Here is a 24798-nt window from a genome sequence, read left to right as displayed (position 1 = left end):
TGAATTCTGATTTTTTTGTTTCTGCTACAGAAACAAACTGTACATATTGCTATGAACACTCATTGTTACATTGATTTAAATTTTTGACTGCCAACCCGAAGGCTAGGCAGTTTCGATTAACTCAACACCTGTGAGTGTCCACACAGATTTGCTTGATAAATTGTTAAAGAGCGTTGACCACACACTGAGTTTACAGCGGGTCAGGGCTGCGTATTTTACGCATTCCCGTTGGGGCGTCAAGTAGTTTTTTCAACTTTCTCAACACTCATCGTTTAGCTTGCTAACCGATGAACTGATTGGGTTATTTGCTTAACTTACGTTACGCTCATTGCCGTGTCAGTGGATGCGCATTATAGGGAGATTGAGAAAGTCCGCAAGCGCTTTTTTATCTATTAGCGTTATTTTTTTAATAGTTTCAGTTAGTCACATAATACCCACTACTTATCCTCAGACTTATCCACAAATCTCGCTGAGAAGGTTGAATTTAATACTGCGCAGGATTTACTTAATGCGTTATTGATTGAAGTGAAAAGCGTTATAACTGTGATTAGCAATATAAAAGCGGAGTAAGAGACCGTAATCAGAATCTTCCGCTATTAAACGCATGGCTTATTAAAGAGGAAATAAAAAGGCAACTTAGATAAGTTGCCTTTAGCGTTAATTCTATTCTACTTCTTGAGTATGCTTAATCTGTAAGATGCAGATTAACTTAATTTGCCGTGACATTGTTTATACTTGCGACCTGAGCCACAAGGACAAGGATCGTTACGACCCACTTTGTCACCATCACGGATCATCGGTGCGTGCGCAGTGACAGCTTCATGCTCATCACCACCGTCAATAAGCGACTCGGCCGCAGCGTGTTGATAGTCGCGCTGGATTTTGGCATCTTCTTCACGACGACGCGCTTCCATTTCTTCCACATCTGACTGAGCTTGTACTTGTACTTTTGACAGCACACTGATGACGTCGTGTTTCAAAGTGTTCAATAGTTGTTGAAATAACTCAAACGATTCGCGCTTATATTCTTGCTTTGGATTCTTCTGTGCGTAGCCACGTAAATGAATACCTTGACGCAGATGGTCCATCGCGGCTAAGTGTTCTTTCCACAAGCCATCGAGCGTTTGCAGCATAACGGCTTTTTCGAATTGGCGTAGCACTTGCGCGCCAACCATTTCTTCTTTTGCCTTATAAGCCTCACCCCAAGCAGTGATAATACGCTCACGTAGACTCTCTTCATGTAGATCGTCTTCTTTATCTAACCATTCTTGGATAGGTAACTTGAGCATAAATTCTTGGTGTAAACGCTGCTCTAAACCAGGAACGTCCCATAGTTCTTCCACAGATTGCGGTGGAATATACTGTTCAACAACCGCACCAATCACATCGCCTTGAATGTTTTTGATGGTATCCTCGATACTCTCAGCATCCATTAACTCATTACGCTGGGCGTAGACCACTTGACGTTGATCATTAGCGACGTCATCAAATTCAAGTAATTGCTTACGGATATCGAAGTTACGTGCTTCAACTTTACGTTGGGCATTTTCAATAGCACGTGATACCCATGGATGTTCAATGGCTTCACCTTCTTCCATTCCTAGCTTTTTCATCATGCTAGAAACACGATCCGAAGCAAAGATACGCATTAAGCTATCTTCCATCGACAGATAGAAGCGTGATGAACCCGCATCACCTTGACGACCGGCGCGGCCACGTAATTGGTTATCGATACGACGTGATTCGTGACGCTCAGTGCCTAGAATATGTAAACCACCCGCGGCAACAACTTCATCGTGACGAATCTGCCAATCAGCTTTAATCTTAGCTTTTTGCTCTGGTGTTGGATTGTCGAGTTCATCGATTTCCATATTCCAGTTACCACCCAGTACGATGTCAGTACCACGACCTGCCATATTAGTGGCGATCGTCACTGAACCAAGACGACCCGCTTGAGCAACGATTTCAGCTTCTTTTTCATGGAATTTAGCATTCAATACTTTATGCGGAATGTTTTCTTGCACCATTAAGCGTGCTAGCAACTCAGACTGCTCGATTGATACTGTGCCCACCAATACAGGCTGACCACGTTCGCGGCAATCTTTAATGTCTTTGATGATCGCTTGATATTTTTCATCAGCGGTCAGATAAACCAAATCCGCCATGTCCTTACGCACCATAGGACGGTTCGTCGGTACGACGACGGTGTCTAATCCATAGATGTGTTGGAATTCGAACGCCTCAGTATCGGCGGTACCAGTCATACCTGCCAACTTCTCGTATTGACGGAAGTAGTTTTGGAAAGTAATCGACGCCAATGTTTGGTTTTCGTTTTGAATGTGCACGCCTTCTTTGGCTTCAACGGCTTGATGTAAGCCTTCTGACCAACGACGACCAGGCATAGTACGACCCGTATGCTCATCGACAATGATGACTTCGTTGTCTTGTACTATGTAATCTACATCACGCTCAAATAGAGTGTGTGCACGCAGTGCAGCATTAACATGGTGTAATAGTGAAATATTGGCAGCAGAATAGAGTGAGTCGCCTTCGGCTAACATACCGCGCTCGATCAACAGGTTTTCTACTTTTTCTTGGCCACGTTCGGTGAAATGCACTTGTTTGGCTTTTTCATCGATGCTGTAGTCGCCCTCACCCACAAACTCCTCCGTGTCTTCTTTATCTTGACGGATAAGATTTGGGATCAGTGTATTGATCTTGATATAAAGCTCAGAGCTATCTTCAGCTGCACCGGAAATAATCAGTGGCGTGCGCGCTTCGTCAATTAAGATTGAATCCACTTCATCGATTAGGGCGTAGTGCAACGGACGTTGTACCCGTTCTTGCGGTGAAAACGCCATGTTATCGCGCAGATAATCGAAACCAAACTCGTTATTGGTACCGTAAGTGATATCGGCGTTGTAAGCGGCTTTCTTTTCGTGCTGACCAAGGCCTGCTACGTTGATACCCACGGTTAAACCGAGGAACTCAAACAGAGGGCGGTTATTCTCGGCATCACGACGGGCCAAATAATCGTTCACAGTAATCACGTGAACGCCTTTACCTGTCAATGCGTTTAAATAAGCAGGTAAGGTGGCCGTTAATGTTTTACCTTCACCCGTACGCATCTCCGCAATACGGTTACTATCAAGTACCATACCGCCGAGTAACTGTACGTCGAAATGGCGCATATCAAATACACGCTTAGACGCCTCACGCACTGTTGCAAACGCTTCAGCCATGATGCTATCTAATGAAGCACCAGCCGCTAAACGCTCACGGAACTCGGCGGTTTTTGCTTTTAATGCTTCATCGGTTAATTTTTCATAATCAGCTTCTAATGCGTTAATACTAATAACGATCTTTTGAAGCCCTTTAAGAGTGCGGTCGTTGCGACTACCAAATACTTTTGTCAGTAATTTACCAAACATCTGAATCACTTATTTTCTGTAGGCCAAGTCCATGATGGGAACTAGAAGCCAATGTTTCAATTAACTTGCTTTGCGGTAAACAAATTTTTGTGGATCTATTTGTTGTCCGTCTCGCAACACTTCATAATGCACATGAGCCCCAGTTGAGCGCCCCGTGCTTCCCATACTGGCAATAGCATCGCCTTTTGCGACCACATCACCTACAGTCACTGACAAAGCTTTATTATGGCCGTAACGCGTATGTAGACCGTTACCATGGTCAATTTCAACCAACTCGCCATAACCGAACATATTTCCAGCAAAAGTGACTACGCCTGCTGCAGTTGCAATAACTTTTGCGCCTTCTCGACCCGTAAAATCAATCCCTTTATGTACAGTCCTACGACCGTTGAAAGGATCATTACGCAACCCGTAGGATGATGATAACCAACCTTTATCGAGCGGGACACCTGATATATAACGTTCATCATCTATATGGTGGTTAAATGACACGGTTTCAAGGAGTGAAAGCTGAACATTATTATTGTCAATTCGTGATGCTAGCTTATCCATATCAACGATAAGCTGTCCGAGCTCAATATTAGTGCCTAATTCACTCAAACCACCCACGCCAACTTCAGATGAGAAATCAAAATCTGCATCTAGCTTGTTTTGCTGGGCGACCTGTTGACCTAAGGCTTCGAGACGGGTGATCTTAGCTTGCATACGTGCAACATGGGTCACTAATATGGTTAGTTGTGACTCGGTAGCACTTTTCAGCTCTAAGACTTGTTTCTTTTGTTGTTCGCGTACAAGGCGATCATTATCGACACTCGCCTGCTGATCTTGAAATCGAGCAGAGCTGTATTGATAAATACCCGATCCTGTCGCTAACAATAGCATTGGAAGTAGCAACCAGCGTTTACTGGGCTGCCAGCGTGTGACGCCATTCCGACCTTGAATAAATACTGTTACACTCATAGCCTAATTCAGCCATCTTATTATCATATGAAAAAGCCCCCTCAAGATCTCAGCAAGTTATTACATCAATCGGGAAAGCTACCCGATCTTGCTGAGAAAGCGGAACTACTGTTGTATCTGGATCAGCATGTGAAGCAGATTATTGCAGGTCCTGTTGCGGAGCAACTAAAAGTCGCTAATTTCCGTCAGGGTGTTCTTGTGATTGAAACGACTTCGGCTGCCTGGGCTGCACGAATTAATTTCCAAAAGCCTAAGCTACTCGCGCAGCTCCAAGCAGAAACGCTCCCAATCCTTACCGCAATTGAAGTTAAAGTCAACCCGAGATTAGCAATGTATGACGCAAAGCCTAAACAGGGACACAAAGAATTAAGCACGGAGTCTGCGGAACATATTACTGCACTAGCAGAAAATATTGGCGGTTCGCTGGGCGAAAAACTAAAACGGCTGGCCTCGTTGGCCAGCCGTAATAAATAATTTTACTATTTTAAGCAAATACAGCGCCACCAGGTACTGCAAAGCTAACGGGGACATCGGCTTCTTTTTCAAAGCTGACCAATTCCCACGCATCTTGCTGTGCTAATAAAGCACGCACCAGTTGGTTATTCAGTGCATGACCCGTTTTATACGCAGTAAACTCACCTAAGATAGCGTGTCCTGCCACATATAAATCACCAAACGCATCTAAAATTTTGTGCTTAACAAACTCGTCCTCATAACGCAGGCCGTCGGGATTAAGGACGCGATATTCATCAAGTACAACTGCGTTTTCCATGCTACCGCCCAACGCTAGATTGTTGGCTCGCAGATATTCGATATCACGCATAAACCCAAACGTACGAGCTCGGCTGATATCTTTTACGAAAGCGGATGTTGAAAAATCCATCACTACATGCTGTTGACTACGGGCGATTTCGGGATGTGCAAAGTCAATTTTAAAATTGACTCTAAAACCTTTAAACGGTTTTAGCTCAGCCCATTTGTCGCCATCTTCAACACGCACAGGGCGCTTAATCTTTAAGTACTTCTTCGGTGCCGCCTGCTCTTTAATACCCGCAGACTGCAATAAGAAGACGAATGGACTTGCACTACCATCCATTATCGGAATTTCAGGCGCATCCACTTCGATTACAGCGTTATCTATGCCTAAACCCGCAAGTGCTGCAAATAAATGCTCAATAGTCGAAATTCGAATACCTTCGTCATTGACAAGTGCCGTACACATTGTGGTTTCACGAACTTGCTCCGCCTTCGCCGGAATAGCGACGGCAGGACTCAAATCAGTGCGCACGAGTACGATCCCTGAATTAACGGGCGCGGGCATAATGCTCAAAGTGACCTTGTTGCCAGAATGCAATCCGACACCAGTTGTTTTCACCATTTTTTGAACAGTTCTTTGAAATATCATTCAGTTACCCGTTTAAATTTCAATTATTAAACCTAATATTTTTACACTCAGCGCCAGCAAAATAGCCGTACTGATGCTACATAATAACATCATTTTATTATTTCACACAAATTCAGCACTGCTGTGGTATTGCCCAAACTGAACAACACCGCGCATTTATGCAGGACTCAAACGCTAACGCTAGTCGGCTTGTTTACGCAAAAAAGCTGGAATATCAAGATAATCCAACTCATGCTTGGTCGACGGCGCTGGCGCAGGTTGTGCCGCTGGGACCACATTGCCTTTCGGCGCAGCATAATTCACATGTACAGCTTCTTCGACATAGGCTTCGGCTTTAGGTTCAACTACAACAGGCGTAGGCTCTGGACGAGGTGCTGGTTTAGAAACCAATTGAATATCTGGACGCTTTTCAGCACCAATACCGGTCGCAACAACCGTTACACGCAGCTCATCACTCATTTCTGGGTCGATGACAGCACCAACCACTACAGTCGCATTGTCAGAGGCGTAAGCTTTAACGTGATTACCCACGGTTTCGAATTCTTCGATACTCATGTCCATACCCGCAGTGATGTTTACTAACACCCCACGTGCACCGGCTAAGTCGATGTCTTCTAATAACGGGCTGGCAACAGCCGCTTCGGCCGCTTCTTCAGCTCGGTCTTCACCGCGAGCAACACCTGTACCCATCATGGCATTACCCATTTCGGACATGACGGTCTTCACATCGGCGAAGTCGACGTTAATCAGACCTGGACGAGTGATAAGCTCGGCAATACCTTGTACCGCGCCAAGTAACACGTTATTCGCTGCGGCGAACGCATCGAGTAAAGAAGTGCCACGGCCCAATACTTTTAATAATTTTTCATTCGGGATCGTGATTAGCGAATCCACGTGTTTAGCCAGCTCAGCAATACCTTGCTCGGCATAAACCATGCGTTTTTTCCCTTCAAATGGGAAAGGCTTAGTCACAACCGCAACCGTCAAAATACCTTCTTCACGGGCGATTTGAGCGACAACAGGTGCAGCACCTGTACCTGTACCACCGCCCATACCAGCAGCGATAAAGATCATGTCAGAGCCCTTAATCGCCGCGCGAATGTTTTCACGGTCTTCTTCTGCTGCTGCACGGCCCACATCTGGGTTTGCCCCTGCTCCGAGACCCTTAGTGACATCACGTCCTAATTGAATCGTTGAGCCAGCACTTGATTTTCTCAAAGCCTGAGCGTCTGTATTGGTAACGATAAACTCAACACCTTCAATGTTGTGTTTGACCATATGTTCGACAGCGTTGCCGCCGCCGCCGCCAACGCCGATGACTTTAATCACCGCGTCGTCTGAGTGAGTATCCATGATCTCAAACATTGTCTGATCTCCGTGTTGCCTGCGTTATGAAAATTAAAATTCGCCTTTAAACCAGCTTTGGACCCGATTCCAAGCGCTAGTTACCCCTTGGCGCTCAGGGCGCTCGAACTGACGTTCGATCACCCGTCTAGCACCATAATGAAGCAGCCCAACTCCGGTAGAGTAAATAGACTGGTCCACGTATTCATATAACCCTTTGATCGGTAGCGGTGACGCTACGCGAACTGGCATGCCGAATGTCGCTTCCGCAATATCAACCACACCTTGTATCGACGCCGTGCCACCTGTGAGCACAATACCTGCGGCGATTTGATCTTCTAATCCACTGTCTTTCAATTCTTTGAGCACTAACTCAAACAGCTCTTGGTATCTTGGTTCAACCACTTCGGCGAGCGTGTGACGTGACATGCTGCGCGATGGACGACCGCCTACCGATGGTACTTCGATACTATCTTCGCGGCTCACCATGGAGCTGCGCGCACAGGCGAATTGCACTTTAATTTGTTCAGCATGTGACGATGGCGTGCGGAAAATCTTCGCAATATCATTCGTCACTTGGTTGCCAGCAACTGGTACAACGGCACAATGCCGCAAGGCGCCGTTGGTATATACCGCGATATCCGTGGTGCCACCGCCGATGTCAACGATACACACACCTAAGTCTTTCTCATCGAAGGTCAACACGGCATCAGCCGAAGCAATACCCGAGAACACTAAATCATCGACTTTTAAACCACAACGCTCGACGCTCTTAGTAATGTTCTTCGCCATATCATTGGCGCAGGTCACTATATGCACCTTAGCTTCCATCCGCATACCAGACATACCAATTGGGCTGCGAATGCCGTCTTGTACATCGATAGCATATTCCTGTGGCAGAACGTGTAAGATGCGACGTTCGGTCGGGATCTTCACCGAGCGAGCCGTGTGGATCACGTTATCAACATCTTCCTGCGTCACTTCTTCATCGTTGATCGATACCATGCCGTTTTCGTTTTGGCAGGCGATGTGTTTACCTGAAATACTCAAATAAACCGAGGCGACTTGGCAATCTGCCATTAATTCTGCTTGATCGAGTGCACGTTGCACACTGCGAACTATCGAATCTAAATCGTTCACGCCACCTTTATCCATACCCCTTGAGGGATGGTTGCCAAGGCCGACTATGCTTATTTCACCATCGGGCAGCACTTCGCCTATGATCACTGCGACCTTAGAGGTGCCTATGTCCAACCCGACGATAAGGTTTCTATCTTGGTTTTTGATCATTAATTATCGGCTCTCTTGTTTGTCCATCGCCCCAGCCTACGGCCAACCCTGTGTCGTAGCGTAAATCAACTCTGGCAACAGTTTTGTCTTGTTTTGCCAAAACCGGATAAACAGTAATAAATCGCTGTATCCGTGCAATTTTATCTTCTCGACCTAGATCTAAAACAATGCCGTTTGCTAAGGTCGCGTGCCACGCATGTCGTGGCGTTAAATTCAAACTCGCTAAGGTAAAACCATTAATCTTTAATAGAGAATTGACTTGTGCATAGACTGTCAATACCTCAAGGCCCATATCATCAGGTCCAGATAACTGTGGTAAATGCTCAAGTCCTGGATGCGCTGGCGCATCAAAAACATCACCGTGCACATTCAACCACGAGGTGCTATTCCAACGAGCCGCCGGTTGCTGTTCTTGCAAATATACCCTGAGCTTCGCTGGCCACTCACGTCTTACCGATGCGCGATATACCCAAGGCAAGGCTTCTAATGCTTGCTGCACTAAGGTGATGTCAGCACTAAAAAAACTCCGTTGCATCAAATCCTGTAATGCAATCTGAATATCTTTATCTGAGGTGTAAGCCCGCTCACCTTTGATGGCAACCGCTTCAATTGGCAAGGTGCTGGCATCATTTAAAAATTTATGTAACTGGTAACCACCAAACACAAAACTGGCCACGATGAAGAATAAAAAGCCAGCCCCGCTCCACAGATACCAATTAGCCCGTGACATTCTTGCCCGCCAGTGCCGCCGCTTATCACTCCAAGACACGCTTTATTCCACCTTTAACGACACCTATTAAAAACCACAGAAAACCGGCCATTATATAGACCAAAATCCTTTGGTCAAAATTTCCTTTTTCTAGCAGAATAACCGCCTACACTTAGCTCGCTTGTGCGGGTAACTCCATAACAGTAAAACCTAACGCTGTGGAAGCTAATTGTCGCGACAGAGCGCCAATATTGCCCGCGCCTTGAGTAAGTAATAAATCGCCTTCCTGTAATACATCTGGCAATATTTCGGCGAGCTGATCTGGGCTGGCAATAAAAATCGGATCTAACTGACCGCGCAGACGAATGGAACGGCATAATGCTCGACTATCTGCACCTGTAATGGGGGCTTCACCCGCACTATAAACATCAAGTAATAATAAGCAATCCACTTGCGATAACACTTCAACGAAATCTTCATACAAGTCACGCGTACGGGTGTATCTGTGTGGCTGGTACGCCATAACCAAACGTTTGTCTGGCCAACCTGCACGGGCCGCTTTTATGGTGGCAGCGACTTCACTGGGGTGATGACCATAGTCATCAACGAGCATGACTTCGCCCTTAGGCGTGGCAAACTTACCTAAATGCTGAAAACGACGGCCAATACCTTGAAACTCCACTAACGCCTGAATCATCGCGCTATCATCGATTTCATCTTCGGTCGCAACCGCAATCGCAGCCAAGGCATTAAGTACGTTATGTTGACCCGGTAAATTTAATACCAGATCAAGCTCCTCTTTACCTTTACGTCTCACCGTAAAGCTGCACTGATGTCCTTTCTGGCTGAAATTCAATGCTTGCACATCTGCATCGTCACTAAAACCATAGGTCACGTGTTTACGGCCAATACGTGGCATGATTTCACGCACCACAGCATCGTCGATACACACCACAGCAACACCGTAAAATGGCAAGTTGTGTAGAAAATCTACAAAGGTGGATTTTAATTTTTCAAAATCACCACCGTAGGTATCCATATGATCTGCTTCGATGTTAGTCACCACGCTGACCATAGGCTGCAAATGCAGGAAGCTGGCATCGCTCTCATCCGCTTCGGCAATCAAGTAACGGCTAGTGCCTAACCTTGCATTAGTACCGGCACTATTGAGCAAGCCACCAATCACAAAGGTAGGATCCCGCCCCGCTTGAGCATACACACTGGCGATAAGGCTGGTTGTGGTCGTTTTACCATGGGTGCCCGCAATCGCCACACCATGGCGGTAACGCATTAACTCGGCCAGCATCTCGGCGCGGCGAACAATAGGCACGCGTAATTCTTTAGCAGCGACGATTTCTGGATTTTCCAGATTAATCGCCGTTGAAATAACAACTACATCGACTTGCTGTACGTTTTCAGCGGCATGACCAATTTGGATTTTGGCGCCAAGTAAACACAATCTGTCAGTCACAGCATTTTGCGCGATATCCGAACCGCTCACCTGATAGCCTTCGTTCACTAACACTTCGGCAATGCCGCCCATGCCCGCGCCGCCAATGCCGACGAAGTGAATACGCTTAATACGGCGCATTTCTGGGATCATGCTTCTCAGTTGTGCGTATCTTTCTGTCTTAGTCATGCTTATCCTTTCTCAGCAAGGCTGATGCAAACTGCGGCAACTTGTTCAGTCGCATCCAGTACCGCAACATCTCTCGCTCTTTGGCCCATTAGGGCTAATTCTGTTCTGTCATTGGCCAGTAGCTGTAATTTACTCGCCAGTTTATTCACGTCCAAGATTGCCTGTGGTAATAGGAAGGCTGCACCAGCCTCAACCAATACTTGGCCATTACGTGTTTGATGATCATCCACCGCATGGGGATAAGGCACCAGAATACTCGGTAATCCCACCGCCGCTAACTCAGACACAGTCAAGGCGCCGGCTCGGCACAATACCACATCAGCCCAGCGATAGGCGGCTTCCATATCGTCGATAAACTCGGCAATATTCACACCACCATCTTGGCCTTGTTGCTGATAAGCCGCTTTGACACTAGCGAGATTATCCTTACCTACTTGATGCCACACTGTAACCGACTGCTGATGGCTCAATATCGCGACAACCTCTGGCATAAGATCGTTAAATATCTTAGCCCCTAAGCTGCCGCCGACCACTAGCACTTTTAAAGCTGCATCAGCCTCAGGCTTAGGCTGCGCACCTAAGACAATCAACTCTTGGCGAATCGGGTTGCCTACAACCTTAGCCTTCACTGTGGTAAAGGTATTTTTAAAGGCACATAACACTTGCGTCGCTATTCGCGACAACAATTTGTTTGTCATACCTGGAATGGCATTTTGCTCATGTAACACCAGCGGAATACCGGCCAATCTTGCTGCTACGCCACCGGGACCACTGGCGAATCCCCCCATGCCAAGCACGACATCAGGTTTAAACTCCGCAATCACGGTCTTAGCTTGCAATATTGAGCGCACCACTTTAAAGGGTGCAGCAAGCTTACGGAGTAAACCATTGCCGCGCACACCTTTGATATCGATGAAATCAATATCAAATCCATATTGAGGGACTAAACGCGCCTCCATGCGATCAGCCGTGCCTAACCAACGCACCTGCCAACCCTGTTGCGCTAAATACTTCGCCACTGCCAGTGCCGGAAACACATGTCCTCCCGTACCACCTGCCATGACTAAAATACGTTTTCCTGTTGGGGTCATCACTTCAATCTCCCTTGCACGGCCTGAATTAACGTCATGCGCCGCTCGTAATCAATGCGTATCAACATCATGGTTGCTGCCGTCATAACCCATAAACTACTGCCACCGTAGCTGATAAAAGGTAATGTCAACCCTTTGGTCGGTAACATACCAATACTGGCACCGACATTCACTACAGTCTGGAAACAAATCCAAATACCAATGGCATATCCCAAATACCCCTCGAAAGGTTTATCCATGGCCAAACACAAATTACCTAAACGAATCGATCTTAGTGCCAAAAATAGCAGCACAAATAGCACTGCGATAATGCCAATAAAGCCTAACTCTTCACCGATTACAGCAAAGATAAAGTCAGTATGCGCTTCAGGTAAGTATTCCAATTTTTGAATACTGTTACCTAAACCTTGGCCAAGCCAGTCGCCACGGCCGTAGGCCATCAAAGATTGCGTTAACTGATAACCGCTACCAAAGGGATCTTGCCAAGGATCCATAAACGATGTCACTCGGCGCATACGGTAAGGCTCTAATAATACCAAGGCAACAAACGCTAACACACCAGCGAAAATCAAAGCAAAAAAGTCGAGTAACCGCGCGCCAGCCAAAAACAATAAACCCACAGTGCCGACAAACAATACCACCACAGTCCCTAAGTCTGGCTGCATCAAAATCAACACGGCATAAATAGCGAATACTGCAATAGGTTTATAGAAACCTTTCGCGTTTTCACGCACTTCTTGATGACGACGCACTAAATAACCTGCCATATAAATAGCAAAGGCAAACTTAGCCACTTCTGCCACTTGGATACGAATAGGCCCAAGGGATAACCAGCGCGTTGCGCCGTTTACTGTGGTGCCGACGACTAATACCGCTAACAACATCAAGCCGACAATTAATAACAGCATCGGGCTCCAGCGCTGCCAAGTTTGCATTTCAACCCTAAGCACAAATCCTGCGATCACTAAACAACCGACTAAATAACCCATATGACGAGTCATAAAATAAAATGGATTACCCGTAAGCGTTTGCGCCTCTGGCATAGAGGCAGACATCACCATCACAAAACCAAAACCAATCAAAGACAACACCGCCGTGAGTAAAGCGCGGTCGTACAATTGCACGCCCGGCACTTCGGTATCACGTTGCCAATTGGGTATCGCTAAACGCAAACGTCCCAAAAAGCTAAGTTGCCTTACATCACTCGCCATTGAGTTGCTCCACAAGGCCACGGAAATCATCACCTCGAGCCATGAAGTTACTGTACATATCTAAACTGGCGCAGGCGGGCGATAATAAAACAATATCGCCTGAGGTCGCTAATTCCGTTGCCTTAGCAACCGCCGCAGCCATAGAGTCAACTTTGAAAGCTCCCGCTTTTAATGCCGCTATTTTGTTACCGTCACGGCCCAAAGTAATAAGGTGCGTTACCTTAGCTAAAGCGGCAGTCAAAGGCGTAAAATCAGCCCCTTTTCCATCACCACCCGCAATCAAAATAATATCGCCTAGGTGGTCACTTAAGCCATCAATCGCCGCCACAGTTGCACCGACATTGGTTGCCTTAGAGTCATTGACATAGGTAATGCCATTCTTTATGGCAACTACTTCGCAACGATGGGATAAGCCAGTAAAAGTACGCGCCACATCGACCATGACTTGTTTACTCACATCGACAAAATCGACCAGCGCCATCGCAGCAATCAGATTTGCGTGGTTATGGCTGCCGAGTAAGGAAACTTCTGCTATCGATATTATCTCACTACTGCCATGATAAATTTTGCCATCGCTAATACCCCATTCGTCACACTTAGGGGCTGCTAAGCCAAAACTATTTTGGTTCATTGGCTCTGGCGGTATGGTTAGCTTGTCATCACGATTAAATAACACTGCGCGGCTCTGCTTATATAGACGTAATTTAGCCGCGCGATAGGCGGCTAAATCGCTATATCTGTCCATGTGGTCTTCACTGATGTTTAAGCAGGTTGCCGCCACACATTTAAGGCTATGAGTCGTTTCTAGCTGAAAACTCGATAATTCGAGTACGAATAAATCTGCATTTTCATGCAATAAATCCAGCGCCGGCAGACCAATATTCCCGCCAACGGCAACGGCAATACCGGCCTCTCTTGCCATCTCGCCTACCAATGTCGTGACGGTCGATTTACCGTTAGAACCAGTAATACCGATCACGCAAGGTTTACGGTCGGCAATTTCTCGGGCAAATAGCTCAATATCGCCTATCACTTCGATACCCATATCCAAAGCAACACGTACTTCAGGGGTATACATGGCAATACCTGGGCTAATTATAATTTGGCTTGCCTGCACTAAATAACGACAATCAAATCCACCAGAAATCAGTTTCACATCAGGAAAAGATGTCGAGAGCGTTTCAGCACCTGGAGGCTGCCTGCGGCTGTCCATCACCAGTGGTGTAATGCCCTTTCCACACAAATAGCGCACGACAGACAAACCTGTCGCCCCTAAACCTAACACTATATGTGAATACTGATTTTGCATGTTCTGTTACCTTAACTTCAACGTGGCTAAGCCAAGTAAAACGAGAAATATCGAGATAATCCAAAAGCGAACAATGACTCGCGGTTCAGGCCAGCCCTTTAATTCATAGTGATGATGTATTGGCGCCATACGGAAAATACGCTGACCACGTAACTTATACGAACCCACTTGTAGGATCACCGACAGAGTTTCCATTACAAATACGCCGCCCATAATCACTAACAAAATCTCTTGGCGTACGAGCACTGCAATTGTGCCCAGTGCCGCGCCTAAAGACAGTGAACCCACATCACCCATAAAGACTTGCGCAGGGTAAGTGTTAAACCACAAAAATCCTAAGCCAGCACCAACAATCGCAGTACAGACAATGACTAATTCACCAGAACCGGGCAAGTGTGGAATATGTAAGTAATTAGCAAACTGTGCATGACCCGATAGATAAGCAATCAAGGCAAATGCCGCAGCCACCATCACCGTTGGCATAATCGCCAAACCGTCTAGGCCGTCAGTCAAGTTCACGGCATTGCTTGAACCAACAATGGTAAAGTACGCCAATACGATAAACACACCGCCCAGTTGTGGCATCACGTCTTTAAAGAAAGGCACGACGAGTTGGGTTTCACCTGGGTTTGCCGCTGTGGCGTACAGGAAAAAAGCCACGAGTAGTGCGGCTAAAGATTGCAGAATGTACTTCCAACGCGCAATCAAACCTTTAGTGTCTTTACGTACCACTTTACGATAGTCATCGATAAAGCCTATCAAACCAAAACTGCCGAGCACAAACAACATCACCCAAACATAGCGACTATCTAAATCACCCCACAATAAAACGCTGATAAAAATTGCCGCTAAGATCAGCAAGCCACCCATTGTCGGCGTGCCACGTTTACTAAAGTGAGATTCCGGACCGTCGTTACGTACGATTTGACCAATCTGCAGTAATTGCAGACGCTCGATCATTTTTGGGCCCCACCATAGACTAAAAATCAATGCGGTTAATAAACCTAAAATGGCTCGAAATGTTACATAGGAAAACACGTTAAACCCCGTGTAAAAACGGGTTAAATACTCCGCCAGATATACTAGCATCTACACTAACTCCCCACGCCCAAAGGCTATTTTTAGATCATCCACAACCCGCTCCATGGCGGCGCTACGTGAACCTTTAACGAGAACCGTTACCTGTCCCGGCAACTGGTTGATATGTTTTATGAGTTTTTCGACTAACGTAGCCACACTGTCATAGTGCTCCGCACCAAAAGCTTGGCTCGTGTGCTGACTTAAGGTTCCGGTACAAAACAAGGCATCAATCCCCTGTTGTTTGGCCAGTTGCCCCAACTCTGCGTGCAAAAGGGGCGCATTGTCGCCTAATTCGCCCAAATCTCCCAGTACCAAACAGCGATTTTCAGAAATTTCCTTTAGCCAAGCAATTGCAGCCCCCACAGAGACAGGGTTTGCGTTATAACTATCATCGATTAGACGAACTCGGCCTAATTGGGTTGGCTGCATTCGGCCCTTTACAGGCGTTAATTGGCTTAAGCCTTCTGATATTTCTACCAAACTTAATCCCAGTGCAATACAGACACTTGCTGCAGCAAGTGCATTACTCACCTGATGGCGTCCGGCCAGCGGAAGCACCACTTGGCAAGATTCACCTGAGTAATTAAGCATAAAACGATAACAGCCCTCAGCATTGGCTTTATGACCTGTTGCAATCACATCGATATGCCGTTTAGCCGCACCATCTTGCTGGGAGAAGCTCAACTGCTTATATTGTCTGGCTTTTACGCTCATCACATCGGCGAAAGCGTCATCGGCGTTAATAATGGCGGTGCCATCGGCTTGTAAGTGATTAAATATTTCTGACTTGGCCTGTGCAACGCCCGCTTGCGATCCAAAACCTTCTAAATGAGCACTGCCGACGTTATTCACCAGTGCCACATTTGGTCGCACAAGTCCCGAAGTGTAATCAATTTCGCCCTTATGATTCGCCCCGAGCTCAAACACACCAATTTCATCCGCTGGCGTTAAGCGTAATAACGTTAAGGGTACGCCGATTTCATTATTAAAATTACCAGCGGTATACAACACTTGATGTTTAGCCGACAAAATGGTCGCGATCATTTCTTTTACGCTGGTCTTGCCGTTTGAACCCGTTAACGCCACGCAAATCGGATTGATTTGGTCGCGCACATAGGCGCCAATCGCGCCCATGGCTTTTTGACAATCAGCTACGATCAACTGTGGAATATCAAAGGCTAACTCGCGTTCAACCATGAGTGCCGCAGCGCCATTCTCAATTGCCGTAGCGGCAAAGTCATGGCCGTCAAAACGCTCACCTTTTAACGCGACAAATAATGTCGCGGCGCCCATTTTACGGCTATCACTGCTTAAATCTTCGATAGTGACATCGTCACCAGCTCGATACGCACCTAAGTGTTGACTTAGGGTCTCGAGAGAAAGAGGGATCATCTTGATTGCTCCAATAATTGACGTGCCAGAGCGCGCTCATCATAGTTATGACGCACACCTGCCGCCTCTTGGTAAGTTTCGTGGCCTTTACCCGCCAGCAAAATAACATCGCCAGATTTAGCCAGTGCCACAACTTCTTTAATCGCTGTGATACGGTCAACCTGAGTCAACGCTTGCTGAGGATGAATAAGCCCTTGGATAATATCGGTAATAATTTGTGCAGGATCTTCACTGCGCGCATTGTCGCTGGTGATCATAATGCGATCAGCAAATTGCTCAGCCGCTCTCCCCATCAAAGGACGCTTGCCCTTATCTCGGTCACCACCACAACCAAACACACACCACAAATCACCCGCACAATGACGGCGTAGCGCATTTAAAGCTTGTTCAATGGCATCAGGAGTATGAGCATAATCGACCACTAAGGTGATGTTATCCACCGTAGTAAAACGCTCCATACGGCCCGCGACGGGCGTTAGATACTGCACCTGCTCAGCTAAGGATTTCATATCAAAACCTTGCAGATATAAAGCCGATAATGCAGCGAGTAAATTTGATAGGTTAAAGGCACCCAGCAGTGGTGAATGGATTTGAGTCTCGCCCTCGGGCCACACTAAGGTTGCACTAACGCCTTGATCGTCAAACTTAGTATTTTGGGTATAAAAGTTAGCCTCTTGATGACCTTCAATACTAAAGCCCCACAATTGCGCAGGCACAGATTTAAGTTCAGTCAACCAAGACTCGCCAACGCCGTCGTCAATATTCAACAAACCATGACCTAAGCTGCTGAAACGAAATAGGCTTTGCTTAGCGGCGGCATAACTTTCCATATCGCCGTGGTAATCGAGGTGATCGCGCGTTAGATTGGTAAACACGGCAACATCGAATGGGACGGCATCGACGCGGCCTTGCACTAAACCATGGCTCGACACTTCCATAGCGCAAACACTCGCGCCTTGGGCTTCAAATTCTTGCAGTTGACGCATTAAGGTAATCGCATCAGCAGTGGTATTGCCGCTATCCACTAATTCACCCCAGAGACCATTACCAAGGGTGCCCATAACGGCGGCTTTACGGCCGAGCAAGGTTGTTAACTGTGCAATCAGCTGACTAGTCGACGTTTTACCATTGGTGCCTGTAATGCCAATAATCCCAAGTAATGGCGTCGCGCCTGACTTATGCGCTAAGGGGTAACGCTGGGCCGCGATTGCCGACACCTTACGACTTAGCTGAAAGAAAAAAATCTGCACGCCTTGCTGCATTGGTTCGCGCAGCAACACTTTGCCATGTTGCTCAGCGTCCTCTGTGTGGACCAATATTGCTGCAGCACCTAAACCTAAGGCTTTTTCAATAAACTGTCTGCCATCGACCTTATGTCCTGGCAGCGCCAAAAACACATCGCCGCGACGTATTGCGCGGCTATCTAAGGTCAGATTATTGAAGGACTGCGCGCCGGCATAATGTAGCCACGGCGCTAGCAAATCCCGTAATAACATCATTCTGCTCTCCCAGCGGCGATTCCCGCCAATTGCACTTGTTCTTTATCGGTAATGGGTTCAACGTTTAACATTTGCAGTGCGCCAGACATGACTTTGGCAAATGCCGGCCCCGCCACTGAACCACCATAATACAGATCGCCCTTAGGCTCGTTCACGACCACCACAATGGCTAATCTAGGATTATTCGCCGGAGCAACACCGGCAAATAAAGCCACATAATCATCCCCATAACCGCCAGCAACCGCCTTGCGACTCGTGCCAGACTTACCCGCAACAGGGTATCCATCAATATGCGCTAAAGTACCTGTGCCGCCTTTTTCAGTCACTCCCACCAGCATCTGCATCACATCGTGAGCCACACTTGGTGAAATCACTTGCTCGCCTACGGGTGGCTTTTTCAGTTTCATTATTGAAACAGGGTATAAGGTGCCACCATTGCCCAAGGTGGCATACATACGGGCAAGTTGCAGCGTGGTGGCCGTTAAGCCGTAACCGAAAGACAGTGTGGCGCGCTCAAAGTCTGACCAACGATGGCGATCTTGAATCAAGCCCGCGCTTTCGCCCGTGAGATTAATACCTGAAAAACTGCCCAGCCCCATGGATTGATACGTACCGAGTAATTGTTGAACCGGAATAGATAAGGCCAACTTACTGATACCGACGTTACTGGATTTAGCCAAAATACGCGCCAAGCTCATATCGCCATAGTTTGCAGGGTCGCGCACTTGGCGGCCGCCTAAACGCATCCAACCTGGAGACGTTGCAATGATATCGGTTGATTTTACAGTGCCAGCTTCAAGCGCAGCAGCCACCACAAAGGGCTTAATGGTTGACCCTGGCTCAAAGGTATCTGTCATGGCGCGGTTACGCATTCTGAAGGTTTGCAGATTGTCGCGCGCATTAGGATTATATGAAGGCGTATTCACCATAGCCAAAACTTCGCCGGTGTGAACATCGAGCACAACGATTGAGCCAGAGGTTGCTTGGTTCATTTCGGTAGTGCGTTTTAACTCACGGTATGCGAGCTGCTGAATGCGGTGGTCGATACTCAGCACAAGATCGTTAGGGCTTTCGCCTTCTTGTATAATATCAAGACGTTCAACCACATGGCCATCGCGTGATTTACGTACTTTCTGTTTAGATGGCGTACCCGTTAACCAGCTGTTATAAGCATTTTCAACACCTTCAATTCCCACATCATCGATGTTAGTGATGCCAATAAGCTGAGCGGTTATTTCACCACCAGGATAATAACGACGGGATTCAGATTTAAGAAATACACCGGGCAACTTAAGTTGAGTGATGTAATCTGCCACTGCTGGAGTAATTTGGCGTTTCAAGTAGGTAAAGCGCTTAGTAGGATTACTGCGCACACGGTCAAGGACATCTTCAATAGGCTCGTGCAGCACATCAGCTAAAGCTTGCCAACGGCGCATATCCGCAAAGCCGTTGCTATCATTGACTTGTTTAGGATCAGCCCAGACAGCACGTACAGGCACACTAACCGCTAGCATGTCGCCATTGCGATCGGTGATTAAGCCACGCTGTACCTCACGGCTCGTGGTCCGTAAGGTTCGCATATCGCTTTCATGGCGTAATTTATCAGGCTCGATAATTTGAATGTAGGCCGCGCGTCCCACTAGGCTGCAAAATAACGCACACACAAACCCCACCACAACGTATAAACGCCAATGGATCTGTTGTGGTTTTTGCGGTTTGCTTACCCGTTTGATTTTCGCTTGCCTAGTCATATCTTCCCTATACTCACGGCACCTTCACCACAACTTCTTCGCTGGGTAATGGACGACTCATGTTGAGTTCCTTTGACGCAAAACGCGTAATTCGACTATGTTCGGTCTGCGATTGCTCTTCTAATAATAAATTGCGCCACTCAATATCTAATCTGTCGCGCTCCTGCAGTAGTTGATCCCACTGGGTCGTTAGTTGACGAGTCGTATGACTACCATAGACAACAGCGACCGCATTGCAGAGCACGAGTAGCGCTAATAACAAGATCCATTTGTGCAGCCATAAATCGTGCAATACGATTTGTGGCAGATTAATAGAGGGCTTACTCACTGTGCGCACCTTAGTAATCTAAACGCTCGGCAATGCGTAACACTGAGCTACGTGCTCTGGCATTGCGTTCGATTTCTTCGTCGGACGGCATAATTGCCTTACCCACGGCACGTAACTTACGCGACTTGTTGATTTGATCTTCAGTGATCGGAAAGCCATGCGGCACACTTTCACCTTGGCTATGGCGACGAATAAAGCGCTTAACGAGACGGTCTTCTAAAGAATGAAAACTGATAACCGACAAACGTCCTTGAGGAGCAAGAACATTAACGGCCCCCTCAAGCGCTTGCTCAATTTGGTCTAATTCACTGTTGATATAAATACGAATGGCCTGAAATACACGAGTCGCAGGATGCTTATTACGCTCTTTATTTTTAGTGATACGTGCAATCAGATCGGCTAAATCTTTAGTGCGTAAAAAAGGTGTTTTCTCGCGGTCGGCAGCGATACAACGGGCGATATGCCGAGCATTTTTCTCTTCGCCATAGGTTTTGAATACCCACGCCATATCCTCAATTTCCGCACGAGCCAACCACTGAGCAGCCGTTTGGCCTTGGCTATTGTCCATACGCATATCAAGTGGTCCATCGCGCATAAAACTAAAACCACGTTCAGCGTCGTCAAGTTGCGGTGAAGACACACCTAAATCGAGTAATACGCCATCAATTTTGCCCACAAGCCCAAGTTCTTCGACATAATCGGCTAATTGACCAAAACCACCATGAACGATTTGAAAACGCGGATCATCGCTAAACTGTTTTGCCGCTTCGATCGCTTGAGGGTCACGGTCGATTGCGATCAATCGGCCATTTTCGCCAAGATGTTGTAATACCTGTCTTGAATGACCACCGCGGCCGAACGTACCATCGATATAGATGCCATCGTCTTTGATGTTTAAACCGCCAACCGTTTCTGCAAGCAGTACGGATAAATGGGCAAATTCTTGACTCATTACTCTCTTCTTATTTAGTTAGCACGACTCGTTAAAGTGAAAAATCCGCAAGGCGCTCGTTATTGGCAAGCTCCTCACTTCGAATCGTTTCCTGACACTCATCAATTTGCTGCAGCCAAGCTTGCTCATTCCACAGCTCAAATTTATTCAATTGCCCCACCAGCATGATGCGCTTATCTAAGTTGGCATATTGCCTTAGCGGTGGCGGCAGTAATATGCGCCCATTACCGTCGAGTTCCACTTCGTGGGCGTAACCAAGTAACAGACGTTTTAACGATCTCTGGGTTTTATCGGTATCGGAAAGCTTCAACAACTTAGCTTCAATCAATTCCCATTCATGGATTGGATACAAGAGTAAACAAGCGGATTGGAGGTCAACGGTAATCACGATGCGGCCTTGGTGCTCAAGCTGCAAAGGTTCGCGGTATCGCACTGGAATAGCGATCCGTCCCTTTGTATCTAAGCTGATAGCACTAGCTCCACGAAACACGTTAATTCATCCTATTCTTTAGTTTTTGACCCACAAATATCCACTATTTCCCACAACCGCTAAGTTTAGGGACAGTCGACAAGCATTGTCAAGGGATCGGATCCTTTTATAAATCCAGTCGGCAAGCGGGTTAGCAGCATGTTGGGCACTTAAACGAGCGACACACTTTTGATAGGAAAAAACATTAGGAATCGACTAAACAGAAGAAACAACCGGAATACAGTACGCCGAAATATTCAGCAATCTTTAGTTTTCAGGTGTTTGCGATGAAAAAAATAGCGAATTATTTCTATAGATAGAGAATTTTACCGGCGGATAAATAACCTGAAGCGCACAAAATGATAAAATAAACCTCACTTCAGCTTTATTCGTTAGTCAAAAAAGAATGAGAATTAGCATAACAAGCTAAATTTAATTCTAAATAAAGACGTTATACTTCTGTGGATAATGGAACATTAATGTGACTACAGGGAAAAATATCAAAAAAAGAGACAAAATCCAGCAAAATAATTATAACAATCCTGATTGATTAACCTCTTACCTGTATCCCATAACGGCAACAACCAACATATAGCCTACATGTTAACCAACTTTTGCCGATATAATGGTAACATGGATAAAACAAGGAGGCGTTATGAGTGGATTGGATAGTATTTATGCCATGCTGGCCCAGCCAGTCAAAGCGGTATTGCACCCCAAACGGGTCGTCGACCAAGTTAACAGTGCTACGGCAAATGCCGCCGATAGCCACGAAAGTCCACAATCGCAATTACCTCCCACATTAGAAGGTCGCGATACTAAGACCAGAGAACGACGCAAAGGGTCCAATCGTAACAAGAATAAGCAACGCCGAGCATCGGATGAACCTGAAGTATTAAAAGAAGGTGCTGTGCTTGAGGTGACGGACGATGTTGCTGACATTCAAAAACAACCCAACCAACACATTATTGATATAGAAGTATAAAAATATGCTAAGTGGCACTATCCGCTCGAAATAGCTGCTTTGTAAGCATTAACATAAAAAGCAGCAATCGAGTTATGACAAAAAACCACACCTACGCTCGAGCAACGACGAGAGCCATATTATTAAGCTAAATACGTTAACTACGAGTTCTGGCGACTGCATCTTGCCAACCGGCATATAAACGCGCCCGAGTCTCTACGTCAATATTGGGGATAAACTGTTTATCAATACAGGCTTTATGCTCAAGCTCCACGACACTATCCCAAAAGCCCACCGCAAGCCCTGCTAAAAATGCTGCACCCAAAGCCGTTGTCTCACAAACACTGGGTCTGAGCACTTCAACATCAGTGATATCGGCTTGAAACTGCATTAAAAAATCATTTGCTACCGCGCCACCATCAACCTTTAAACGTTTAAGACTCACGCCACTATCTTTGGTCATGGCATCGAGCAAATCTCTACTCTGGTAGGCTATCGACTCTAACGCCGCCCGAATAATATGATTACGGTTCGCACCACGGGTTAATCCAAACAGTGCGCCACGGGCATTAGGATCCCAATAAGGTGCACCAAGCCCCACAAAGGCAGGCACGAGATATACGCCATGAGTATCTGCAACCTTAGAGGCAAAATACTCGGTATCGCTAGCATCACGGATGAGGCCCAGCTCATCCCGCAACCATTGAATCGTCGCGCCGCCCATAAACACCGCCCCCTCCAGCGCGTAATTAACTTCCCCCTTAGGGCCAACCGCAATCGTTGTCAGCAAACCATGGTGTGAACGAACCGCTTTTGTCCCTGTATTCATCAGCAGGAAACAACCTGTGCCATAGGTATTTTTCGCCATTCCAGGCTCGACACATAACTGACCAAAAAGAGCCGCCTGTTGATCGCCCGCGATTCCTGCTACTTCGATTTCACTGCCTTCACCGGCAATCCGTGTGGTGCCATATACGCTACAAGATGGTTTAACCTCAGGCAGCATAGATAAAGGAATCTCTAAAGCTTTAAGTAATTTATCGTCCCAAGTCAGATTATGAATATTAAATAACAGTGTACGGGCCGCATTAGTGGGATCAGTAACATGCACTTTGCCTTCGGTTAACTTCCACACCAGCCACGTATCAATAGTGCCGAATAACAATTCTCCGCGATCAGCTTGCGCACGAGCATTGGGGACATTATCGAGTATCCATTTAATCTTAGTGCCTGAAAAATAGGGGTCGAGTAATAGACCTGTGTTGTCTCGAACATACTCTTCAAGCCCTTGGGCTTTGAGCTGCTCACAGATCTCCGCGCTGCGGCGACACTGCCACACAATCGCATTATAAATAGGTTTACCGGTGGCCTTTTCCCAAATGACAGTGGTTTCCCGTTGATTGGTAATACCAATCGCGGCCACTTCATCACTGTGAATACCCGCTCGCGCTAACACTTCTATCAATACTGAGCTCTGACTTGCCCAGATTTCCATCGGATCGTGTTCAACCCAACCGGGATTGGGATATAACTGAGTAAACTCCCGCTGAGACATGCTGACAATATTGGCGTCATGATCAAACACTATCGCCCTCGAGCTTGTCGTACCTTGATCTAAGGCCACCACGTATTTTTTCTGCACACTGTTACCCTACTTTAATTATCGAGCTGCCACTTTTGCGCGACCGAGGAAATGACGGACAACTTAGCCTGAACTCGGGATAGTAGCTGTGGTAACTAATTAATTTTATTACCTTATTCGCAAAATTAACTCTACAGAGGTAGTTTTTCCGTTATCAAGGCAAGTTTGCGTACCTAATAGTGGGCTATTAGTAGCAAAGTTAACGCAGATAAAGGGAAAAATAACCTGTAGAGACGCAGAGCTTATCCCGAGCTCAGGTTACTTATCTTATAAATATATTTGTAATTAAACCCCATGACCAGTAGCGCGCGGTTTAATATGCTTACCAAATA

General features: G+C 46.5%; 20 protein-coding genes. 2 read left to right on the top strand and 18 right to left on the bottom strand.

The window, feature by feature from the left end; translation table 11 throughout:
- Positions 1 to 704 precede the first annotated feature (704 nt).
- Entirely contained in the window at positions 705 to 3431 is a 2727-nt protein-coding gene (secA, locus tag L2717_RS05765) for a preprotein translocase subunit SecA (protein ID WP_220773668.1), read from the bottom strand.
- A gap of 60 nt (positions 3432 to 3491) precedes the next feature.
- Positions 3492 to 4391 carry a M23 family metallopeptidase gene (locus tag L2717_RS05760; RefSeq protein WP_220773653.1) on the bottom strand — a complete coding sequence of 300 codons (900 nt, stop codon included), beginning with the start codon at positions 4389 to 4391 and terminating at the stop codon, positions 3492 to 3494.
- A 27-nt stretch (positions 4392 to 4418) separates the two neighbouring features.
- Between L2717_RS05760 and L2717_RS05755 the strand changes: the two genes are divergently transcribed.
- Positions 4419 to 4865 carry a DUF721 domain-containing protein gene (locus L2717_RS05755; RefSeq protein ID WP_220773654.1) on the top strand — a complete coding sequence of 149 codons (447 nt, stop codon included), beginning with the start codon at positions 4419 to 4421 and terminating at the stop codon, positions 4863 to 4865.
- 10 nt (positions 4866 to 4875) lie between these two features.
- On the opposite strand, the gene lpxC is transcribed toward L2717_RS05755, so the two are convergent.
- From lpxC to mraZ, 15 genes are all read right to left on the bottom strand, one after another.
- Entirely contained in the window at positions 4876 to 5796 is a 921-nt protein-coding gene (gene lpxC / locus L2717_RS05750; RefSeq protein ID WP_220773655.1) for a UDP-3-O-acyl-N-acetylglucosamine deacetylase, read from the bottom strand.
- Between the two features lie 180 nt (positions 5797 to 5976).
- Positions 5977 to 7161, bottom strand: coding sequence for a cell division protein FtsZ (ftsZ, locus tag L2717_RS05745; protein WP_220773656.1), 1185 nt, complete (start codon positions 7159 to 7161; stop codon positions 5977 to 5979).
- 33 nt (positions 7162 to 7194) lie between these two features.
- A complete protein-coding gene (gene ftsA, locus L2717_RS05740; RefSeq protein ID WP_076497088.1) occupies positions 7195 to 8430 on the bottom strand; it encodes a cell division protein FtsA in 1236 nt (411 codons plus the stop codon).
- Positions 8411 to 9160, bottom strand: a complete 750-nt coding sequence (locus L2717_RS05735) for a cell division protein FtsQ/DivIB (RefSeq protein WP_220773657.1) — start codon at positions 9158 to 9160, stop codon at positions 8411 to 8413. Before L2717_RS05735 ends, ftsA begins: the two co-directional genes overlap by 20 nt.
- Before the next feature lie 151 nt (positions 9161 to 9311).
- Positions 9312 to 10778: a UDP-N-acetylmuramate--L-alanine ligase gene (gene murC / locus L2717_RS05730; protein WP_220773658.1), complete on the bottom strand. Its 1467-nt coding sequence runs from the start codon at positions 10776 to 10778 to the stop codon at positions 9312 to 9314.
- A gap of 2 nt (positions 10779 to 10780) precedes the next feature.
- Entirely contained in the window at positions 10781 to 11869 is a 1089-nt protein-coding gene (murG, locus tag L2717_RS05725) for an undecaprenyldiphospho-muramoylpentapeptide beta-N-acetylglucosaminyltransferase (RefSeq protein ID WP_220773669.1), read from the bottom strand.
- Positions 11869 to 13080, bottom strand: coding sequence for a cell division protein FtsW (ftsW, locus tag L2717_RS05720; RefSeq protein ID WP_220773659.1), 1212 nt, complete (start codon positions 13078 to 13080; stop codon positions 11869 to 11871). The genes murG and ftsW overlap by 1 nt, the downstream gene beginning before the upstream one ends.
- Positions 13070 to 14389: a UDP-N-acetylmuramoyl-L-alanine--D-glutamate ligase gene (gene murD / locus L2717_RS05715; RefSeq protein ID WP_220773660.1), complete on the bottom strand. Its 1320-nt coding sequence runs from the start codon at positions 14387 to 14389 to the stop codon at positions 13070 to 13072. Before murD ends, ftsW begins: the two co-directional genes overlap by 11 nt.
- 6 nt (positions 14390 to 14395) lie before the next feature.
- Positions 14396 to 15478, bottom strand: a complete 1083-nt coding sequence (gene mraY, locus L2717_RS05710) for a phospho-N-acetylmuramoyl-pentapeptide-transferase (protein ID WP_220773661.1) — start codon at positions 15476 to 15478, stop codon at positions 14396 to 14398.
- Positions 15479 to 16861 (bottom strand): UDP-N-acetylmuramoyl-tripeptide--D-alanyl-D-alanine ligase, encoded by a 1383-nt coding sequence (locus L2717_RS05705; RefSeq protein WP_220773662.1) that lies wholly within the window; start codon positions 16859 to 16861, stop codon positions 15479 to 15481.
- Entirely contained in the window at positions 16858 to 18360 is a 1503-nt protein-coding gene (murE, locus tag L2717_RS05700; protein ID WP_220773663.1) for a UDP-N-acetylmuramoyl-L-alanyl-D-glutamate--2,6-diaminopimelate ligase, read from the bottom strand. The genes L2717_RS05705 and murE overlap by 4 nt, the downstream gene beginning before the upstream one ends.
- Positions 18357 to 20111, bottom strand: coding sequence for a peptidoglycan D,D-transpeptidase FtsI family protein (locus tag L2717_RS05695; RefSeq protein WP_220773664.1), 1755 nt, complete (start codon positions 20109 to 20111; stop codon positions 18357 to 18359). Before L2717_RS05695 ends, murE begins: the two co-directional genes overlap by 4 nt.
- A 13-nt stretch (positions 20112 to 20124) precedes the next feature.
- Positions 20125 to 20439: a cell division protein FtsL gene (gene ftsL, locus L2717_RS05690; RefSeq protein ID WP_220773665.1), complete on the bottom strand. Its 315-nt coding sequence runs from the start codon at positions 20437 to 20439 to the stop codon at positions 20125 to 20127.
- Between the two features lie 10 nt (positions 20440 to 20449).
- The gene (gene rsmH / locus L2717_RS05685; protein WP_220773666.1) at positions 20450 to 21391 is read right to left on the bottom strand and encodes a 16S rRNA (cytosine(1402)-N(4))-methyltransferase RsmH; all 942 of its coding nucleotides are present in this window, start codon (positions 21389 to 21391) and stop codon (positions 20450 to 20452) included.
- Positions 21392 to 21422: 31 nt separating this feature from the next.
- Positions 21423 to 21881 carry a division/cell wall cluster transcriptional repressor MraZ gene (mraZ, locus tag L2717_RS05680; RefSeq protein ID WP_220773667.1) on the bottom strand — a complete coding sequence of 153 codons (459 nt, stop codon included), beginning with the start codon at positions 21879 to 21881 and terminating at the stop codon, positions 21423 to 21425.
- 634 nt (positions 21882 to 22515) lie between these two features.
- On the opposite strand from mraZ, the gene L2717_RS05675 reads away from it, so the two are divergent.
- Positions 22516 to 22845, top strand: coding sequence for a hypothetical protein (locus L2717_RS05675; protein WP_220775125.1), 330 nt, complete (start codon positions 22516 to 22518; stop codon positions 22843 to 22845).
- 136 nt (positions 22846 to 22981) lie between these two features.
- Here L2717_RS05675 and glpK read toward each other — a convergent pair whose 3' ends face one another.
- Positions 22982 to 24466 (bottom strand): glycerol kinase GlpK, encoded by a 1485-nt coding sequence (glpK, locus tag L2717_RS05670; RefSeq protein ID WP_220775124.1) that lies wholly within the window; start codon positions 24464 to 24466, stop codon positions 22982 to 22984.
- Positions 24467 to 24798 lie beyond the last annotated feature (332 nt).

Origin of the sequence: Shewanella glacialipiscicola (assembly GCF_023283485.1) — a bacterium.
GTDB classification, from domain to species: domain Bacteria; phylum Pseudomonadota; class Gammaproteobacteria; order Enterobacterales; family Shewanellaceae; genus Shewanella; species Shewanella glacialipiscicola.
The sequence above is the reverse complement of the archived record's forward strand: the minus strand, read 5'-3'. Positions and strand labels throughout refer to the sequence as shown.

Excerpts from the sequence above, each read along its gene's own strand:
- ftsZ (WP_220773656.1), bottom strand. The coding sequence starts at position 7,161 with ATGTTTGAGATCATGGATACTCACTCAGACGACGCGGTGATTAAAGTC.
- lpxC (WP_220773655.1), bottom strand. The coding sequence starts at position 5,796 with ATGATATTTCAAAGAACTGTTCAAAAAATGGTGAAAACAACTGGTGTC.
- rsmH (WP_220773666.1), bottom strand. The coding sequence starts at position 21,391 with ATGAGTCAAGAATTTGCCCATTTATCCGTACTGCTTGCAGAAACGGTT.
- ftsW (WP_220773659.1), bottom strand. The coding sequence starts at position 13,080 with ATGGCGAGTGATGTAAGGCAACTTAGCTTTTTGGGACGTTTGCGTTTA.
- murC (WP_220773658.1), bottom strand. The coding sequence starts at position 10,778 with ATGACTAAGACAGAAAGATACGCACAACTGAGAAGCATGATCCCAGAA.
- murD (WP_220773660.1), bottom strand. The coding sequence starts at position 14,389 with ATGCAAAATCAGTATTCACATATAGTGTTAGGTTTAGGGGCGACAGGT.
- L2717_RS05755 (WP_220773654.1), top strand. The coding sequence starts at position 4,419 with ATGAAAAAGCCCCCTCAAGATCTCAGCAAGTTATTACATCAATCGGGA.
- secA (WP_220773668.1), bottom strand. The coding sequence starts at position 3,431 with ATGTTTGGTAAATTACTGACAAAAGTATTTGGTAGTCGCAACGACCGC.
- L2717_RS05675 (WP_220775125.1), top strand. The coding sequence starts at position 22,516 with ATGAGTGGATTGGATAGTATTTATGCCATGCTGGCCCAGCCAGTCAAA.
- L2717_RS05695 (WP_220773664.1), bottom strand. The coding sequence starts at position 20,111 with ATGACTAGGCAAGCGAAAATCAAACGGGTAAGCAAACCGCAAAAACCA.
- L2717_RS05760 (WP_220773653.1), bottom strand. The coding sequence starts at position 4,391 with ATGAGTGTAACAGTATTTATTCAAGGTCGGAATGGCGTCACACGCTGG.
- murG (WP_220773669.1), bottom strand. The coding sequence starts at position 11,869 with ATGACCCCAACAGGAAAACGTATTTTAGTCATGGCAGGTGGTACGGGA.
- L2717_RS05735 (WP_220773657.1), bottom strand. The coding sequence starts at position 9,160 with ATGTCACGGGCTAATTGGTATCTGTGGAGCGGGGCTGGCTTTTTATTC.
- murE (WP_220773663.1), bottom strand. The coding sequence starts at position 18,360 with ATGATGTTATTACGGGATTTGCTAGCGCCGTGGCTACATTATGCCGGC.
- L2717_RS05705 (WP_220773662.1), bottom strand. The coding sequence starts at position 16,861 with ATGATCCCTCTTTCTCTCGAGACCCTAAGTCAACACTTAGGTGCGTAT.
- ftsA (WP_076497088.1), bottom strand. The coding sequence starts at position 8,430 with ATGATCAAAAACCAAGATAGAAACCTTATCGTCGGGTTGGACATAGGC.
- mraY (WP_220773661.1), bottom strand. The coding sequence starts at position 15,478 with ATGCTAGTATATCTGGCGGAGTATTTAACCCGTTTTTACACGGGGTTT.